This is a genomic window from Polymorphobacter sp. PAMC 29334 (assembly GCF_019431245.1).
GTDB lineage: Bacteria > Pseudomonadota > Alphaproteobacteria > Sphingomonadales > Sphingomonadaceae > Polymorphobacter_B > Polymorphobacter_B megasporae.
The window spans coordinates 2,075,172-2,091,733 of the sequence record NZ_CP080243.1 but is presented as its reverse complement, the minus strand read 5'-3'; the positions used below and the strand labels follow the sequence as shown (position 1 = coordinate 2,091,733).

At 67.1% G+C, this 16,562-nt stretch carries 14 protein-coding genes; 3 read left to right on the top strand and 11 right to left on the bottom strand.

Annotated features, from left to right (window positions below; genetic code table 11):
• Positions 1–21 precede the first annotated feature (21 nt).
• Both KZX46_RS13705 and KZX46_RS13700 read right to left on the bottom strand, forming a co-directional pair.
• A complete protein-coding gene (locus KZX46_RS13705; protein ID WP_226895959.1) occupies positions 22–2,304 on the bottom strand; it encodes a TonB-dependent receptor in 2,283 nt (760 codons plus the stop codon).
• 130 nt (positions 2,305–2,434) lie between these two features.
• Complete coding sequence (locus KZX46_RS13700; RefSeq protein ID WP_219774457.1) at positions 2,435–3,769, bottom strand: M28 family peptidase; 1,335 nt, start codon at positions 3,767–3,769, stop codon at positions 2,435–2,437.
• Between the two features lie 63 nt (positions 3,770–3,832).
• On the opposite strand from KZX46_RS13700, the gene KZX46_RS13695 reads away from it, so the two are divergent.
• Positions 3,833–4,939 carry an AI-2E family transporter gene (locus KZX46_RS13695; RefSeq protein WP_226895958.1) on the top strand — a complete coding sequence of 369 codons (1,107 nt, stop codon included), beginning with the start codon at positions 3,833–3,835 and terminating at the stop codon, positions 4,937–4,939.
• A 572-nt stretch (positions 4,940–5,511) separates the two neighbouring features.
• On the opposite strand, the gene glpX is transcribed toward KZX46_RS13695, so the two are convergent.
• The 3 genes from glpX to KZX46_RS13680 all read right to left on the bottom strand — a co-directional run bounded on the left by glpX (position 5,512) and on the right by KZX46_RS13680 (position 8,714).
• Entirely contained in the window at positions 5,512–6,489 is a 978-nt protein-coding gene (gene glpX / locus KZX46_RS13690) for a class II fructose-bisphosphatase (protein WP_219774456.1), read from the bottom strand.
• 130 nt (positions 6,490–6,619) lie between these two features.
• Positions 6,620–7,909 carry a homoserine dehydrogenase gene (locus KZX46_RS13685; protein WP_219774455.1) on the bottom strand — a complete coding sequence of 430 codons (1,290 nt, stop codon included), beginning with the start codon at positions 7,907–7,909 and terminating at the stop codon, positions 6,620–6,622.
• A gap of 223 nt (positions 7,910–8,132) precedes the next feature.
• The gene (locus KZX46_RS13680) at positions 8,133–8,714 is read right to left on the bottom strand and encodes a PEPxxWA-CTERM sorting domain-containing protein (protein ID WP_226895957.1); all 582 of its coding nucleotides are present in this window, start codon (positions 8,712–8,714) and stop codon (positions 8,133–8,135) included.
• A gap of 335 nt (positions 8,715–9,049) precedes the next feature.
• Here KZX46_RS13680 and KZX46_RS13675 point away from each other — a divergent pair, with 335 nt between their 5' ends.
• Positions 9,050–10,078 carry an SDR family NAD(P)-dependent oxidoreductase gene (locus tag KZX46_RS13675; protein WP_219774454.1) on the top strand — a complete coding sequence of 343 codons (1,029 nt, stop codon included), beginning with the start codon at positions 9,050–9,052 and terminating at the stop codon, positions 10,076–10,078.
• On the opposite strand, the gene KZX46_RS13670 is transcribed toward KZX46_RS13675, so the two are convergent.
• The 3 genes from KZX46_RS13670 to KZX46_RS13660 are packed head-to-tail and all read right to left on the bottom strand — an operon-like array spanning position 10,075 to position 13,102.
• Positions 10,075–11,499: a glycosyl hydrolase family 8 gene (locus KZX46_RS13670; protein WP_219774453.1), complete on the bottom strand. Its 1,425-nt coding sequence runs from the start codon at positions 11,497–11,499 to the stop codon at positions 10,075–10,077. The genes KZX46_RS13675 and KZX46_RS13670 overlap by 4 nt on opposite strands.
• A 27-nt stretch (positions 11,500–11,526) precedes the next feature.
• Complete coding sequence (locus KZX46_RS13665; protein ID WP_219774452.1) at positions 11,527–12,732, bottom strand: LL-diaminopimelate aminotransferase; 1,206 nt, start codon at positions 12,730–12,732, stop codon at positions 11,527–11,529.
• A 43-nt stretch (positions 12,733–12,775) separates the two neighbouring features.
• Positions 12,776–13,102 carry a hypothetical protein gene (locus KZX46_RS13660; RefSeq protein ID WP_216710949.1) on the bottom strand — a complete coding sequence of 109 codons (327 nt, stop codon included), beginning with the start codon at positions 13,100–13,102 and terminating at the stop codon, positions 12,776–12,778.
• 121 nt (positions 13,103–13,223) lie between these two features.
• On the opposite strand from KZX46_RS13660, the gene KZX46_RS13655 reads away from it, so the two are divergent.
• The gene (locus KZX46_RS13655) at positions 13,224–14,972 is read left to right on the top strand and encodes an alpha/beta hydrolase (RefSeq protein WP_219774451.1); all 1,749 of its coding nucleotides are present in this window, start codon (positions 13,224–13,226) and stop codon (positions 14,970–14,972) included.
• A 208-nt stretch (positions 14,973–15,180) separates the two neighbouring features.
• Here the strand turns inward: KZX46_RS13655 and KZX46_RS13650 are convergent, their stop codons facing one another.
• The 3 genes from KZX46_RS13650 to KZX46_RS13640 are packed head-to-tail and all read right to left on the bottom strand — an operon-like array spanning position 15,181 to position 16,559.
• Complete coding sequence (locus tag KZX46_RS13650) at positions 15,181–15,633, bottom strand: DUF3828 domain-containing protein (RefSeq protein ID WP_219774450.1); 453 nt, start codon at positions 15,631–15,633, stop codon at positions 15,181–15,183.
• Positions 15,630–15,995: a hypothetical protein gene (locus tag KZX46_RS13645; RefSeq protein WP_219774449.1), complete on the bottom strand. Its 366-nt coding sequence runs from the start codon at positions 15,993–15,995 to the stop codon at positions 15,630–15,632. The genes KZX46_RS13650 and KZX46_RS13645 overlap by 4 nt, the downstream gene beginning before the upstream one ends.
• A 39-nt stretch (positions 15,996–16,034) precedes the next feature.
• Positions 16,035–16,559, bottom strand: a complete 525-nt coding sequence (locus KZX46_RS13640; protein WP_219774448.1) for a GcrA family cell cycle regulator — start codon at positions 16,557–16,559, stop codon at positions 16,035–16,037.
• Between the last annotated feature and the right edge of the window lie 3 nt (positions 16,560–16,562).

Below are 16,562 nucleotides of genomic sequence, written 5' to 3'. Positions count from 1 at the left end.
AGCCGGACCGGGCGTAACGCATCAGTACGAGTAGGACGCCCGGATGCCGCCGTAGCGGCTGAAGTCGCGCGGGACGAGCGACTGGGTGGCCTGCTGGTTGTTGAAGTTGCCCAGGCTGTTGAACAGGTTCGCGGCATAATGCTTGTCGAACGCGTTGTTAACAAAGGCGAAAACCTCGAGCTGCTTCTTCATCGTGCGGAAGCCGACCGAGAAGTTGGCGATGCCGAAGGCGCGCTGGAGCGTCTGCGGATCCTGGTTGATCGAGTAGTTGACCGCGCTCTGGTAGACGTAATTGCCCTGGATGACGGGACGAACCGGCAGCCCGGCGATCTCGGGCGAATAGTCGAACGTCGCCGTCCCCTTCCACAGTGGCGCCTGTGCCGGGCGGAAGCCGGCGAGGTTCTGCCGCGCCGGAGCGCCGGTGCAGCCCTGCGCAACCGTCTGGCCCGGGTAGCATTGCGCGCCTGGGAAGCTGCGGATCTTGGCGTCGTCGTAGGTGACCGAACCGCTCAGGCTGAGGTCGTCCCAGACCCGCGCCGCGACCTCGACTTCGACACCGCGCGTCCTCACCTTGCCGACGTTGGTCAGGCGGAAGTTCTGCGTTCCATCTGCAAGGAACTCGATGCCCTGCGCCTGGAAGTCGTTGTACGTCGTCGTGAAGACCGTCGCGTTGAAGGTCAGGCGGCGGTCGAAGAACTGGCCGCGGAAGCCCGCCTCGATGCTGTCCGACGTCTCAGGACGGATCGGACCGGCCGCTGCGCGGTTGGCGTTGAAACCGGTCGATAGGTCGAAGGTCTCGCCCTTATGCCCGGTCGTGTAGCTGCCGTAGACCGAGACGTCGCTGGTGAGCTGCTGCTTGACGCCGGCCTTGTAAGTCCACGAGTCGTCGCGTGCACTACCGAGGAAGGTGGCGTTGCCGTTCTGGATGTCGATGAAGCTGTAGTGGATCGTCTCGCGCTGGAAACGCCCGCCGCCGGTGATCGTCGTCCCGGGCAGGATGTCCCAGTCGACCTGGCCGAACGCCGCGAGCTGCTCCGACTTCGACGTCGCCCGCCAGTTGGCCAGCGAGAACAACGGCCCGCGGAAGAAGTTACGCGCGAGGTCGTTGTCGGCATAGAACAGGCCGAGCGTATAACGGAACTTGGCGGAGTTGGGCGCGAGCAGCCGCACTTCCTGCGTAACCTGCTTGGCGACGAACTGCCCGACCTGGCGATTGTCGTAGACCGTCGACGAGGTGTCGTCCTGGTCGAGGTTGTCACGTAGCTTGTAATAGTCGTTCGACGTGATCGACAACAGGCTCTGCCCGCCCGGCAGGGTGTAGCCGATCTTCAGGGCTTCACCCGCACCGTAATATTTGTTCACCGGCAGGAAGTTGAGGTCGACGTTAGTGTTGCTCGGGGTTGCCGTGACACCCGGAAGCACGACCGAGACCGGCTGCGCCGGGTTGCCGCGCAGCAGCGCACCGGGGGCGAGGGCGATGAAGGGCCGCCCGACGGTGGTCGAGCCATCCTCGTAATTGCCGCTGAGCGTGACGTCGACGCCGCTCGGCGAGTTCCACACCAGCTTGCCGCGCAGCGTGAACACCGTCCGCCCGTTGACGTCGGTGCCGTTGGCGAGGTTACGAACGTTGCCGGCGAAGTCGGTGTAGCTGCCGGTGACGCGGTAGCCGGCATCGGGGCTGATCGGGCCCGAGACGCTTGCCCCGCCGCCGAATTCGGAGTCCGACGTCGCGATCGCGTGGGCGTCGAGCGTCAGTTCCTTGGTCGGAGCGCGCGTGACGATATTGATGAGACCGGCGGACGCCGACTTGCCGTACAGGGTCGACTGCGGACCGCGCAGGACTTCGATACGCTCGATGTCGGACAAGTCGGAGAAGGCGCGTGCCTGGATCGAGATCGGCACGTCGTCGACAACGACCGCGACGCTCGGCTCGACACCGATGCCGAAGGCGTAGGTGCCGACGCCGCGGATCGACACCGACGAATTCTGCGGCTGCTCGGCGGGGCGGACGACGAGCGACGGCGCGACGCGGGTCAGGTCGTCGAAGGCGCGAACCGACTGGGCGGCAAGTTGGTTGCCCGACAGCACCTGGACCGCAAGCGGCACGCGCTGGACGTTCTCGGCGCGCTTGTTGGCGGTGACGATGATCTCGCCTTGGGCGGCACCGCCTTCGTCGATCGCTGCAGCCGACCCGGCCTCGGCGGTCTGGGCGACCGCCTGCGGCTCAGCAGGCTGAGCCTGTGCCAGTACAGCGACCGGCATCGCGAGGCTGGCGGCAACGAGTGCGACGCGAGCTGTATCCAAAAGCAGATGCTTCATCCGTTCCCCCAAATATTCCACGGCGCCGGATTATCCGCGCTCGATATTCTTGGGAGGGCTGATACCAACTGGCCTTACCGATTGCAAGAGTTGGTTTGTCAACCACGATGATGGTCTATCTGGCGCTGCCGGGAGCAGGGCGCGGGACCGGCCCGGCGAAGGTAACGAGGCTCTCGGCCCCACTTGCCGACAGCGCCGCGACCCCGAAGAAATGGTCGTCGATGTTGACGTGCGGGAGGACGAGGCTGGTTGTGGCGGCCGGGACATCCTTCGCCTCGGTCCAGGCAAAGCCGTCGGCGCGGCGCCAGCGGATGCGGTAGCCGCTTGCCCCGGGGGACGCTGCCCAGTTGACCGTCGTGTCGTCGCTGACCGCACCCGCGATCGTCGCGGTTGCCGGAGCGGCGGGCGCAGTGGCGAGCTCGCGTAGGGTGGCGACATTGAGCGCCGCGACCTTGGCGAGGTAGGGGAAGTCGACCCCGTCGATCACATCGCCGTACTTGCGGCCGTTCTCGACCCGGATGTCCTGATGCTGGCGGTCATAATTCTCGGTCGCCTCGGTGATGCGGACCGCGGGGTAGCCCGCCTCCATGAACGGCAGCTGGTCGCCGCCACGCCCAAAGCGGTCGGACCGGCGGACGGCGAAGACCCTGAGGCTGCCGGGGTGCGCGGCGGCGACCCGGGCAATCGCCTTGGCCAGCGAGCGCGACGGCGAGTCGTCCTCGGCCCCGATCGCCCGCATCGCCTTGGCAGCGTCGAGGTCGGCAGCGGCGCTCAGCCCCTCGCTGAAGACGCGGACGGTGTCATCGACATGCTCGCCGCCGATGCCGTGGGTGTTGCCGACGATGTCGTTGTTGAGGACCCCGGCGACTTTCCAGCCGCGCGCCTTCGCGGTCCGGGCGAGCAACTGCCCGCCCCATAGGCCCTGCTCCTCGCCCGACAGCACGGCATAGACGATCGTTGCCGCGAACTTCTCCTTGCTGAGGAGCCGCGCCGCCTCGACGACGACCGCGACCCCGCTGGCGTCGTCGTTCGCGCCCGGGGCGTCGCCGGTGGCGTTGGCGCTGTCGCTGATCCGGCTGTCGATATGCCCCTGAACAATGACGACGCGGCCGGGGTCGCTCGTCCCCTTCTGCACCGCGAAGACGTCCTCGACCCTGACCCCGGCAGGGGCCCGCGCGCCGGTGAAGGTGTCGCCGACGGTCTCGACCGCGAGGCAGCCGCCGCAATCCTTGCCGATCGCATCGAGGCGCCCGCGCGCCCAGCGCCGCGCCGCGCCGATGCCGCGCACCGGGTCGGTCGTCGTCGACAGCGTGTGCCGGGTGCCGAAGCCGACGAGCGTCGTGATCGTCGACCGCATCGCTGCCGGATCGGAGGCCAGCGGCGCGGCGCCGAGGGGGACTGCGGCGGCAGTCAGGGCGAGGGCGGCGGTGGCGCGGAGGATGACTTTCATAACCCGCAGCGTGACGTGCGCCGCCCGATTTCGCAATCCCCTGCGGGCGTGTAGACTTGGCCGATGAACGACGAATCGATGATCATCGACCAGCCCGAAGAACCTGCTGCCGACCAGCGGCACCGTGTCGCGCGGATCGTCATGACCTTGGCGTTCCTTGGCTTCGGGCTGTGGATCGCGTCGGGCTTTCTGCGCGCGATCCTGTGGGGCGGGATCATCGCGATTGCCATCGCGCCGCTTTATGCCCGGGCCGAGGCGCGCTGGCCCGGCGGGCGGCGGACGTGGCTGCCCGCGCTGGTGACGCTGGCGATCGCGGTGCTCGTCCTCGCGCCGCTGACGCTCGGCGTGATCCAGGCGACCCACGAGGCGCATCAGGTCGCCGACTGGCTGGCGAAGGCGCGGCACGACGGCATCCCGCAGCCCGCGTGGGTCGCGCGGCTGCCGTTCGGCGCGCAGGCGGTAGCCGACTGGTGGCAGGCGACGTTGTCGACTCCCGACGCTGCGGCGGGGACGCTCGACAAGGTCAACGCCGTCGCCATGCGGCATTCGCGACTGTTCGGGGTCGACGTCCTGCGGCGGACGACGTCGTTCGCCTTCGCGCTACTGACCCTGTTCTTCCTCCTCCGCGACCGCGTCACCGTCGCGGTGCAGGCGATCACCGCCGGGCACCGGCTGTTCGGCGCGTCGGGCGAGCGCGTCGCCGAGCAGATCCTCCGCTCGGTCCGCGGCACGATCAACGGGCTTGTGCTCGTCGGCATCGGCGAGGGCGTGGTGATGGGAGTGGCGTATCTCGTCGCAGGGGTCCCGCACCCCCTCCTGCTCGGGGCGCTGACCGGGGTCGCGGCGGCAATCCCGATGGGCGCGGCGGTCGTCATCATCATTGCCGGGCTGCTGACGATGGCGATCGGCAGCACCGTCGCGGCGATCATTGTCACCGCGGTGGGGCTCGTGTTCGTCCTGATCGTCGATCACACGCTGCGCCCGGCCTTGATCGGCAACACCACCCGCCTGCCCTTCCTGTGGGTGCTGGTCGGGATCCTCGGCGGAGTCGAAAGCCTTGGAATGCTTGGGCTTTTCGTCGGGCCGGCGGTGATGGCGGTGCTGGTGATGCTGTGGCGTGAGTTCGTCGCCCGGGGTCCGGCGCTGCCGGGTCCGCGCCAACCGGACTGAAGGTCAACGGCCAAAGGTCACACGAAGTTCACGGTTTTGGACATCGTTTTGCTGCTTCCCCTCGCCTCTAGGGGAGAGACGGATCGCGTACGCCGGCCCGGGGTTGCGAAAGCCCGAGTCTGAGGAGCTTTTGGCAACTACCCCACCCCCGACCCCTCCCCTGAAGGGGAGGGGAGCAGGAAGGTTGGGCGAGCGCGTTGAAACATCGGCGGCCAACAATGAGAAAGAGCGCGGTGTCGGACCAGCGTGGCTCGACTCGAAGCGCGGACAGTATGCCTTTGATCCGCCTGTAGGACAGCGGGAATTACCCCGATCGTCGAACGCTACCTTCATCAGCAGAATAGTCCGTCATCCCCGCGAAGGCGGGGACCCATCACCCCAAATGTCGTGGTGATGGGTCCCCGCCTTCGCGGGGATGACGTCGGAGTGCGGGACGACGTGGAGTGCAGGATGACGTGGAGTGCGTGATGACGTCGGAGTGCGTGACGACGGCAGAGTGCGTGATGACGGTTCGACCGGAGCAGACGTGAAACGGTTACGCTTCACACAGTAACCGCCCGCCCCAACCCCGCTCAGCCGCCGCGATGCTCGGTTTTCACCCACCGCACCGTCCCCGACGAGGCGCGCATCACCACGCTCTCGGTCGTCACCGTCCCATCACGCAGCGTCTTGACCCCCGCCAGCAGCGAGCCGTCGGTGACCCCCGTCGCGGCGAAGATCACGTCGCCCTTGGCGAGGTCCTCGAGCTTGTAGATCCGGTCGAGGTCGGCGATGCCCCACTTGCGGGCGCGCGCCTTCTCGTCGTCGTTGCGGAAGACCAGCCGCCCCTGGAACTGGCCGCCGACGCAGCGCAGAGCCGCCGCGGCGAGGACGCCTTCGGGCGCGCCGCCGCTGCCGACGTAGATGTCGATGCCGGTGTCGGGGTTGGTCGTCGCGATCACCCCGGCAACGTCGCCGTCGCCGATCAGCATGATGCCGCAGCCGATCGCGCGAAGTTCCTTGATCAGCGCCTCGTGGCGCGGACGGTCGAGGACGCACGCGGTGATGTCGGCGGGCGCGACGCCCTTTGCCGCCGCAAGCGATTCGATGTTCGCCGTCACCGACCGGGCGAGGTCGATCGTGCCGTCGGCGTAGCCCGGGCCGATCGCGATCTTGTCCATGTAGACGTCGGGGGCGTTGAGCAGCCCGCCTTCCTCGGCGATGGCGAGCACCGCGAGCGAGTTCGGGCCGTTCTTGGCGCAGATCGTCGTGCCTTCGAGCGGGTCGAGCGCGATGTCGATCTTGGGGCCATGGCCCTGCGAACGGCCGACCTTCTCGCCGATGAACAGCATCGGGGCTTCGTCGCGCTCGCCCTCGCCGATGACGATCGTGCCGTCGAAGGCGAGTTCGTTCAACCCGTCGCGCATCGCCTCGACCGCGGCGGCGTCGGCGGCGTGCTCGTCGCCGCGCCCGATCTGCGGCAGGCAGGCGATCGCCGCCTTCTCGGTCACCCGGACCATTTCGAGGACGAGGACGCGGTCGAGAACCGAACTGCTGTTAACCGTGGGCATGGAGGCTCCTGAAGGTCGTGCGCCGGGTGGGTAGCCCAATCGGCCTGCGGTGGAAAGCGGGAGGCCAATCCACCGCTAAGTTCAAAATAAGTTCACACTAAAGCACGTGTTTATTCGCATACCTGACTTGCTAGAAATCAAGGATGTGCATCATCATCGGCGGCGCGGTGACGCTGTTCGACGTCGCCATCCGGTCGAGCGCTGCCGCTATTGCCGATTGCCGGACCGCGTGGGTGACCATGACAACGTGGACTTCGCCGCCGGATGGTCCACGCTGAATCAGGCTTTCGATCGACACACCCGCATCGCGCAACGCTGCGGTCAGTTCGGCGAGGACGCCCGGCCGGTCGGCGACCATCACGCGCAGGTAGAAGCGTCCGACGTGTGCGGCTGTGTCGGCGGGGGCGAGCGCCGCGAGGCGTGCGGTCGGCATCGCGAACGCCGGGCCGACCTCGCCGCGCGCGACGTCGATCAGGTCGGCGACGACCGCGCTCGCGGTCGGCCCCTCCCCTGCGCCGCGCCCGGAGAAGAACAGCCGCCCGACGAAATCGCCTTCGGCGACGACGGCATTGAGCGACCCGTCGACGTGCGCGAGCGGGTGGGCGAGCGGGACGAGGCACGGGTGGACGCGCTGGAACAGCTCGCCGTCGACTTCGGTCGCGAGGCCGACGAGCTTGATGCGGAAGCCGAGCGTCGCGGCGTGGTCGATGTCGACCGCGGCGACATGGCGGATGCCCTCGACCGCGACGTGCGCGAAGTCGATCCGTGCGCCGAAGGCGATCGCCGCGAGGATCGATAATTTGTGCGCGGCGTCGATCCCGTCGATGTCGAACGACGGGTCGGCCTCGGCGAAACCGAGCCGCTGCGCGTCGGCGAGGACCGCGGCGAACGACAGTTTCTCCGCCTCCATCCGGCTGAGGATGTAATTGCAGGTGCCGTTGAGGATGCCGTAGACGCGCTCGATCCGGTTCGCCGCAGCCCCCTCGCGCAGGCCCTTGATGACCGGGATACCGCCCGCGACCGCCGCCTCGTACTTGAGCGCCGCGCCGGTATTTTCCGCAAGCTGCGCCAGATCGAGGCCGTGGTGCGCGAGCATCGCCTTGTTCGCGGTGACGAACGCTTTGCCCGCTTTGAGCGTTTCGCGCGCGAGCACCAATGCCGGGCCGTCGCTGCCGCCGATCAACTCGACGACGACGTCGACGTCGTCGCGCTCCGCAAGTTCAGTGGCGTCGTCTACCCACGCGAAGCGCGCGAGATCGACCCCGCGCTCACGGCTGCGGTCACGCGCCGAGACCGCAGTGACGATGATCGGCCGGTTGGCGCGCCGCTCGATCAGCCCGGCGTTGGCATCGAGCAGCTTGACCACCCCCGCCCCGACGGTGCCGAGACCCGCAAGGCCGATGTGCAGCGGCGAAGTCATCGCGACGCCCCCGGCGATACTATGGGCGGATAAGTTGACAGAGTTGACGCTTTCGGCGTGCGAAAAACACACCCGTCGCCGATCCCTGCGGGTCCGTTGCGATCATCCAGATGGCGTATCTCGTTCATCGGGCGACGCTACCCCGCGTCCCGCCCTGTAGGACAGCAAAATCACGCGACAGCGAGACGAAAGGGCGACCCGCGCAACCGCCGCTTTTGCCCGTTCAGGCGGAAAGCGCGACCAGGCGACGGCGTCGCGCAACGATCCCGACCAGACCGAAACCGGCAACGAACAACGCCCAGCTCGCCGGCTCGGGGACAGCTTCGGTCGAGAAGCTGATCGTGTCGAGTTCGTTGACGTTGGTGAAGGTCGCGGTGATCGGACTCGAATCGATAAAACCGATGAAGGTCGTCGAGGCTGGTGCGGCGATAACGAGCGTGCTGCCAACCCCGTTGACCGTATATTCAGTGGCCTGGACCCCGAAAAATGACCCGAGGTGAAGGCCGAGCGCCTTTGTGTTCGATGAGATCGTCAGCAACACGCCATAGCTGGCAGGATACGGCACGGTTTCCGAGGGCGCGCCATAGGCGTCGTGGTAGCTCTGCAACTCGTCCGATGCGAAGGTCACCGGACCGAGCGCATAGGTCGTTCCGCTAAATTCGTTACCGGCGAACCCGAAGACGTAGGTCGCCGTCCTCCCGAGCGCGGCGTCGAACGCGGCCTCGTCGGTATAGATGGTCGGCACCGCCGCGGCAGCGGTCGCGAAAGACAGCGCCGCGCAGACCATCGCAGTTTTGATCGTCATCGAAATCCCCCCTGGCATCCGGATTCCGCATCGCGCCACGATACGGATGTCGTCGCTGCCTTGCGCAGCGACATCGCGGAAAAGGCTATGCAGAGATCGTGCCACTGGCGAAACGACTTATAAGGTCTTGCGATTACTGCGCGGACCAGATGGTGCAATTATGGGATGTAAGAAATTCCGACACTCTCGGCGTAGTTTCGGGGACGTTCGGGGCACGGCGTCTTTGGCTTCTGCCCGCCTGCACCCGCTAGATTGTCGCACCGGCGCGATTACGTCCTTGTGACGCAACTCGCCGACTTTGCACGGGTTTTCGCTCCGCCTTTGGAGACGCTGCGATGACCGACCACGACCCCGTCCGCCGCAACCTGATGCTCGGCGCCGCCGCCGTCGGCGTGGCCGCTGCCACCAGCGCCGCCGCGCAGCGGACCGATACCGACCCGCACGTCCTCAACGGCCAGCCGGTCCCCGAGCCGTCCGCCGAACAGAGCGCGGGTCCGGTCAAGCCGGGACGTGGTTCGGCGCTGGCGGGCAAGGTCGCGGTCGTCACCGGCGCGGCGCGCGGCATCGGGCGCGCGATCGCGGTCGAGTTCGCCGCCAACGGGGCCGACGTTATCGCGGTCGACATCGCCGGTCCGGTATCGAGCGCGTCGAACGCGGTCCCCGCAACCCCGGCCGAACTCGACGAGACGGTGCGGATGATCAAGGCCTATGGCCGGCGCGGCGAAGGCATCCGTGCTGATATCCGCGACATCGCCGCGCTTCGCCGCATCGCCGACAAGGTCGAGCGTGACCACGGCAAGATCGACATCGTCGTCGCCAACGCCGCAATCCAGCGCTGGGTGCCGCTGATGGAGATGCAGGACGCCGACTGGCGCGACGTCATCGACAACAACCTCAACGGTACCGCCAACACGATCCGTGCCTTCGCGCCGAAGATGATCCCCCGCCGCAAGGGCCGGATCATCGTGCTGTCTTCGCTGCAGGGCAAGCACGGGACCAAGGATGCGGCGAGCTATTCAGCATCGAAGTGGGGCATCATCGGGCTGATGAAGTCGGCGGCGCTCGAGCTTGGCGAGTACGGGATCACCGTCAACGCGATCCTGCCCGGCCTCGTCGACACCGCGCTGACGCGCTACGACAAAAGGCTGAGCGAGACGATCGGTGAGACCGGGCGCAAGGCTCCCGACCATCCGTCGCCGCAAGAGGCGTGGGACATTCGCGCGCCGACGGTGCCATTGAAGGTCGGCTGGCTCCAGCCCGACGACATCTCGCCGATGGCGGTATTCCTCGCGTCGGACGCGGCGGCGATGGCGACGGGGGCGAACTTCGAGGTCACCGGCGGCGACAGCGCGAAGGTCGACTAGGGCCTGGTCCCGGCGGGCGCGATGATGCGGAACTCACCGCCCGCGTGCATCAGGCTCATCAGATAGACGATCCCGTCGAAATAGCGTTGCTCGCCCGACGGGATTGGCATCGTCCATAATTGCTCGAGGAACTTGTGCGACACCGGCCCCGGGGTCGCGGCGAGGCTGCCGACGGCGGTCGCAGCGACCATTCCGGGCGAGTGGCGAGTCGACAGCGGCGTCCCGTCGAGCGTGTAGCGGTCGGCGAAACGGTCGATCCCCTGCCCGTCGAGGAATCCCTGGATGCGGTCGCTGAGCACCGGCTCGCGCGGGTCCTTGTGCCACCAGCCGTAGTCGACCGACCAGTTGCTCACCGTCCGCCAGCTATCGTAGCCGAACTGCGCGGGCTTGCCGTCCCAATTGTCGATCGAGCCGCCGTCGAACGCGCTGCGGTCGGGGGCGAGGCCGGTGCGCGGGCCCGTCACGCGGACGAACAGATCGCGGCTGACGTCGGCCGCACGCGCCCAGAAGGCGCGGTCCTCGACCGGACCCCAGCGCGCCCACAGTTCATAGAATGCAGGCAGGTGGTACGACGCGTCGGTGCCGCCGACGTTGGTCTCGGCGACGAAGCGGACCATCGCGCTCGCCTCGTCGACCATCGGCCCGACCGTCACCGGGCGTGGCGGGCGCGCCACCCGTACCGTTAGCGGCGTGCCCGCCGCCGCCGCTTCGGCCGCCTCGCGCCGATTGTTCGGGCTCGGCCACGGCTGGGCGGGCTCGACGAACGGCGGATCGTCGGGGTGGATGCGGAACGGCGGGGTCGCGGTCAGCAGCGGATGGTGGCGCATCCCGCGCAGAATGCGGTCGGCCTCGGCGCGATAGTCGTAGATGCCGGTGCCATTGCCCCAGCGATTGGCGGCGAAATACAGCGCCATCGCGTAATATTCCTCGCCGTCGGGGGCGGCCCCGGTCGAGCGCGGCGAGCCGTCGGTCCCCATCGACCATGCGAAATAGCCGACCGACGGGTTCGCCGGGTCGGTGATCTGCATGTACGTCTTCGACCAGTTCCACAGCGCATCAAACTCGCGCTTATGGTCGAGCTGGACGGCGATCATCATGCCGTAGCTCATCCCCTCGGTACGCGCGTCGTTGTTCGCCCAGTCGGTGATGTAGGCGAGCGGCCCGTTCGCGTTCGCCCCGGTCTCGAAATAGAGCCGCTGCTCCTGCCCGTCGCCGTGGAACAGTTGCGCGAACACACGGTCGATCTTGGCGCGGCTTTCGCCCGGCCGCTTGCCGAGTTGCTCGACGAACAGGTCGCGGGCGCGTCCGGTCGCATAGGCTCCGGCGCCATCGCCCGGAAAGTGCTCGATCGCCGCCGTCGCACGCCCCTGCACCGCGAGCAGCAGCGCTGCCGCGATTAATCCCCGAAATTGCCCAGACAACACCTTCTCTCCGCACCCGTCGCCGGCTCAGCCGGCTTTCGCCGCCGTGTTGACACCCATCGACTGGAGATACCGCTTCACCCCGCGCGCCGCCTGGCGGATGCGGTGCTCGTTCTCGACCAGCGCGATGCGAACGAAGCCTTCGCCCTCCTCGCCGAAGCCGGTGCCGGGGGCGACCGCGACCTGCGCGTGCGTCAGGAGCTGCTTGGTGAATTCGAGGCTGCCGAGATGGCGCAGCGCGGGCGGGATCGGGGTCCAGGCGAACATGCTCGCGCGCGGCACCGGGATGTCCCACCCGGCGCGCCCGAAGCTTTCGATCAGCACGTCGCGGCGGCGGCGATACAGCTCGCGATGCTCGGCGATACAGTCCTGCGGACCGTTGAGCGCCGCGACCGCCGCCGCCTGGATCGGCGTGAACGCCCCGTAATCGAGGTACGACTTGACCCGCGTCAGCGCCGCGATCAGCGTCTTGTTGCCGACCGCAAAGCCGATCCGCCACCCCGCCATCGAATAGGTCTTCGACATCGAGGTGAACTCGACCGCAACGTCCTTCCCCCCCGGCACCTGGAGGATCGACGGCGTCGGCGGCCCATCGAAGTAGATTTCGGCGTAAGCGAGGTCGCTGATCACCCAGATGTTGTGCGCCTTCGCAAACGCGACGACCTGTTCGTAGAAGGCGAGGTCGACCGTCTCGGCGGTCGGGTTCGACGGATAGCCCATCACCAGCACCGTCGGCTTGGGCACGGTGTAGGCCATGGCATGCTCGAGCTTGACGAAGAAATCAGGGCCGGGTGACGCCGGAATACTGCGGATCGTGCAGCCGGCGATGATGAAGCCGAACATGTGGATCGGGTACGACGGGTTCGGCGCGAGGATGACGTCGCCCGGCGCGGTGATCGCCTGCGCGAGGTTCGCCAGTCCCTCCTTCGAGCCGAGTGTGACGACGACCTCGGTCTCGGGGTCGACCTCGACGCCGAAGCGGCGCGCGTAATAGGCCGCTTGTGCCTTGCGCAGTCCGGGGATGCCCTTCGACGCCGAGTAACCATGCGCGTCGGGCTTGGCCGCAACCTCGGCGAGCTTGGCGATGACATGCGCGGGCGGCGGTGAGTCGGGGTTGCCCATGCCGAGGTCGACGATGTCCTCGCCCCGCGCTCGCGCCGCTGCCTTCATCGCGTTGACTTCGGCGAAGACGTACGGCGGCAGGCGGCGGATGCGGTAGAACTCGTCGGTCATGGTCGTCTCCCGGCCCGGCCGTAACCGGGCCGGGGATGAGGGGTTACTTGGGCGTGGCGTCGCTCGCGGGTGCGTCGCTCGTCGTCGTCGTGGTCGTCGTCTTCTTCATCATGTGATGCTTCTTGTGGTGCATCATCGGCTTGTGAGCCATCGGCATCGACTTGGCCGAACCGTCGTCGGCACGGTCACCGACGCCGCCCGACTTCATCGCCTGCTCGGCCGACATCGCCTTGGGATTGTTGGCACCCTGGTCGCACGAGTCGCGAACCGTCGCCGAACACTTGGGCAGCGCGCCTGCCGCCATCTGTGCTGCTGCGGGAGCCGCAACCGCCAGCGTCAAGGCACCGAAAGCGAGTATCGTCTTGATCATAAACATTGCTCCCTCAGCTCCCGGCGTCAGTGTCGCGGAGCAAGCGTTGCTATATACTCGTGAATCGAGCGCGCAAAGCGGCTTGGCAGACAGCCCGCGACGCGCAATCTGGGGAGTGACCATGACGATCGACCAGACCGACCCCCGCCACCTCGCCCGGTGGACTGACGCCCTGACACGCGGCCAGGCGATGATGCAGGCATTCGTCGCGGCGCAGGCGGGCAAGCCGCTCGCCGCCGAGGACCCGCTCGGGCTGGCGGCGACATGGACCGCGATGGCGACCGCCGCTGCCGCCGATCCGGCGAAGCTGATGACGGCGCAGGTGAAGTTCATGACCGACAGCATGGCGCTGTGGACCGCGTTCCTCACCGGTACGCCTGCGGACAGCCCGGTCGCCAAGGTGGCCGACAAGCGCTTCGCCGCCCCGGCGTGGCACGAGCAGCCGGTGTTCGATTTCATCCGCCAGTCGTACCTGCTCGCGTCGGACTTCGTGATGAATGCCACCGGCGACCTCGACGGGCTCGACCCGCACGCCAAGGCAAAGGCGCTGTTCCACACCCGCCAGATCGTCGACGCGATGAGCCCGGCGAACTTCCCGCTGACCAACCCCGAGGTGCTCGCCGCGACCGAGGCGAGCGGCGGCGACAATTTGCTCAAGGGGTTGGAGCATATGCTCGACGACATGCAGCGCGGGCGGATGCGGATGACCGACGAGACGGCGTTCGCGGTCGGGCGCGACGTTGCCGCGACCCCGGGCAAGGTCGTATTCGAGAACCGGTTGTTCCAGCTGATCCAGTACGCCCCGACGACCGCGACGGTGTTCGCGACGCCGCTGGTGGTCTTCCCGCCGTGGATCAACAAGTTCTACATCCTCGACCTGACCCCCGAGAAAAGCTTCATCCGCTGGTCGGTCGAGCAGGGGCTGACGGTGTTCGTCGTGTCGTGGAAGAATGCCGACGCGACCACCGCCGACGTCACGCTCGATTCGTACGTCGCCGAGGGACAGTTGACCGCGATCGCCCGCGTGCTCGACGCAACGGGCGCGGAGAGCGTCAACGTCATCGGCTATTGCGTCGCGGGGACGGTGCTCGCGGCGACGCTGGCGCTGCTCGAGGCGAAGGGCGAGGCGGCGAAGGTGGCGAGCGCGACCTTCTTCACCGCGCAGATCGACTTCGCCGACGCGGGCGACCTCAGCATCTTCGTCGACGAGGCGTCGCTGGCGACAGTCGAGAAGAACAGCGCCGCGACCGGCTATACCGATGGCCGGGCGATGGCGACGACGTTCAACATGCTCCGCTCGAACGACCTGATCTGGGGCTATGTCGTCAACAACTACCTGCTCGGGAAGGACTATTTCCCGTTCGACCTGCTCTACTGGAACAGCGACGCGACCAACGTCCCCGCGTGCTGGCACCTGAGCTATCTCAAGGACATGTACCGCGATAACCTGCTGGTCAAACCCGGCGGGATCAAGGTCGCAGGCGTCCCGATCGACCTGTCGACGGTCACGACGCCGAGCTACATCCAGTCGGGCCGCGACGACCACATCGCCCCGGCGAAGTCGGTCTACAAGATGACGCAGGTCTTCGCCGGCCCGAAGCGCTTCATCCTCGCCGGATCGGGCCACATCGCCGGGGTGGTCAACCCGCCGTCGCTCAAGAAATACCAGTATTGGACCAACGACATGTTGCCGCCGACGCTCGCGGAGTTCGTCGAAGGCGCGGTCGAGACGAAGGGCAGCTGGTGGCCTGATTGGCTGGCGTGGCTGACGCCGAAGTCGGGGGCGCAGGTCGCTGCGCGGGTGCCGGGGGATGGGGCGCTCAAGGTGATCGAGGATGCGCCGGGGCGGTATGTGAAGGAGCGGATCTGAGGGGCGGCGGATCAGGTAGCTGAGGGGGGGGGGCGCAACGCTCCCTCCCTCGTCACCCCGGCGCAGGCCGGGGCCATGTGCGTGCAAGCACCGAAACTCGCGTTGCGCGGATAGGTGGGCCCCGGCCTACTCCGGGGTGACGCGTGGGGCGTTGGCGACCAAGTCTCCACTGGCCCTGCGCCTAAAGCTCGGTCTCAGCCGGCGTCCGCTAGCGCTTACGCTCGCTGTCCGCGAGAAGGCGGCGCAAGCTCCCGACCCCGGCTGAACTGACATCGTCGACACGCCACCCGGCTGTTGTCTTGATCAAGGTCAAATCGACGACTCGCTCAGTCGCACTGATACGAAACTTGCTGACCACATTAGCATTTTTACCGAACACGTGTTTGGTGGTGACCGATAATAATCTCAGCCCGTCAGCATCCTGACAGGCACAGATGGGGTCGAAGTCGAGCTTACCGACCTCGCCGTTGGGGGCTCTTGCGGCCCGGACCAATGCAAGGAGCGACGGCGAGAAAACCTTCCCCGCGCCCCGGCCCAGAGGGTCGGCATCCGGCTTGTCGTAGGCGTGATAGAGCGCCGTGACGAAGGTTGTCGGCGTTGCTTCCGCCGCAAGGACGGGAGCTGCGAGCAACATCGTGGCGGCTAGTAGCGCACGGATCATTGGCGGTAGACCTGCAGCGCGGGACGATGAATTCGATATCCCGGGCCGGCCCAAATATCGTGTTGCTTGAAATCCGAGACCCATTGGGTCCCGTCGTACATAGCGATGTGTCCCGCAGGATCCGTCGTCGAGTAAGACTGTATGACGACGACATCACCCTTGGCTGCTTTATAGCCACTCGCAGCAACCGCCGTCAGGCCCGCTTTCAAGAGATATGGTCCGTAGTCCTTCGCGTATAGCGGATGAGGATCTATCGACAGGCCGCCGGCCACTATTGCGCGACGAACGTAAGCCGCACACTTCCCTTTCGATGCGAGGCCGGCGCTTTTGTCGAGGTGAGCAACGGCTTTATCGATATCCATCACACTCTCCGCAGGGTCATACCAGCGTTACGCTACGCCTTACCGTCTTGGACCCATCCCCGGCATAACCGGAGGGGGCGGGCGCGAGCGGTCGCGGCGCGGCAGCTGCGCCTGGTACGCGATCGCGCAATGTTCGGTGCAATACGGGAAACTTGCCTGCGAGGGCTTGCCGCAGAAGTGGAAGTCGGTTTCGCCCGGGTGGCCGATCGGCCACTTGCAGACCTTCTCGCTCAGGTCGAGCAGGGTCGTCTTCGCCGGCTTGGCCGGGGCGACCGGACGCGCGGGGCGCTTCGGCGCGGCGCGCGGGGCGACGACCGCGGCGATCGCGTCACCGGCGGCGCTCATCACGCCCTCGACTGCCGCGACGACACCGTCGACGAGGTCCTCGACGATCTCACCGGCCTTGACCGGCGACGGGCGCGCTTCCAGCCCGAGGCGGTGCGCCTTGCCGATGACGGCGTTGCGGGTGACGCCCTCGCCGAGCGCCTCGGCGATCTGGCTCGCGGTCATCCCCGATTCCCAGCTGGTGCGGAGCAAAGCGATGCGTTCGTCGGTCCATGACATGGG

Bases quoted from the DNA above. Each gene is read 5' to 3' on its own strand.
- KZX46_RS13680 (WP_226895957.1), bottom strand. From the start codon at position 8,714: ATGACGATCAAAACTGCGATGGTCTGCGCGGCGCTGTCTTTCGCGACC.
- KZX46_RS13640 (WP_219774448.1), bottom strand. From the start codon at position 16,559: ATGTCATGGACCGACGAACGCATCGCTTTGCTCCGCACCAGCTGGGAA.
- KZX46_RS13645 (WP_219774449.1), bottom strand. From the start codon at position 15,995: ATGGATATCGATAAAGCCGTTGCTCACCTCGACAAAAGCGCCGGCCTC.
- KZX46_RS13700 (WP_219774457.1), bottom strand. From the start codon at position 3,769: ATGAAAGTCATCCTCCGCGCCACCGCCGCCCTCGCCCTGACTGCCGCC.
- KZX46_RS13665 (WP_219774452.1), bottom strand. From the start codon at position 12,732: ATGACCGACGAGTTCTACCGCATCCGCCGCCTGCCGCCGTACGTCTTC.
- glpX (WP_219774456.1), bottom strand. From the start codon at position 6,489: ATGCCCACGGTTAACAGCAGTTCGGTTCTCGACCGCGTCCTCGTCCTC.
- KZX46_RS13675 (WP_219774454.1), top strand. From the start codon at position 9,050: ATGACCGACCACGACCCCGTCCGCCGCAACCTGATGCTCGGCGCCGCC.
- KZX46_RS13655 (WP_219774451.1), top strand. From the start codon at position 13,224: ATGACGATCGACCAGACCGACCCCCGCCACCTCGCCCGGTGGACTGAC.
- KZX46_RS13685 (WP_219774455.1), bottom strand. From the start codon at position 7,909: ATGACTTCGCCGCTGCACATCGGCCTTGCGGGTCTCGGCACCGTCGGG.
- KZX46_RS13695 (WP_226895958.1), top strand. From the start codon at position 3,833: ATGAACGACGAATCGATGATCATCGACCAGCCCGAAGAACCTGCTGCC.
- KZX46_RS13660 (WP_216710949.1), bottom strand. From the start codon at position 13,102: ATGATCAAGACGATACTCGCTTTCGGTGCCTTGACGCTGGCGGTTGCG.
- KZX46_RS13650 (WP_219774450.1), bottom strand. From the start codon at position 15,633: ATGATCCGTGCGCTACTAGCCGCCACGATGTTGCTCGCAGCTCCCGTC.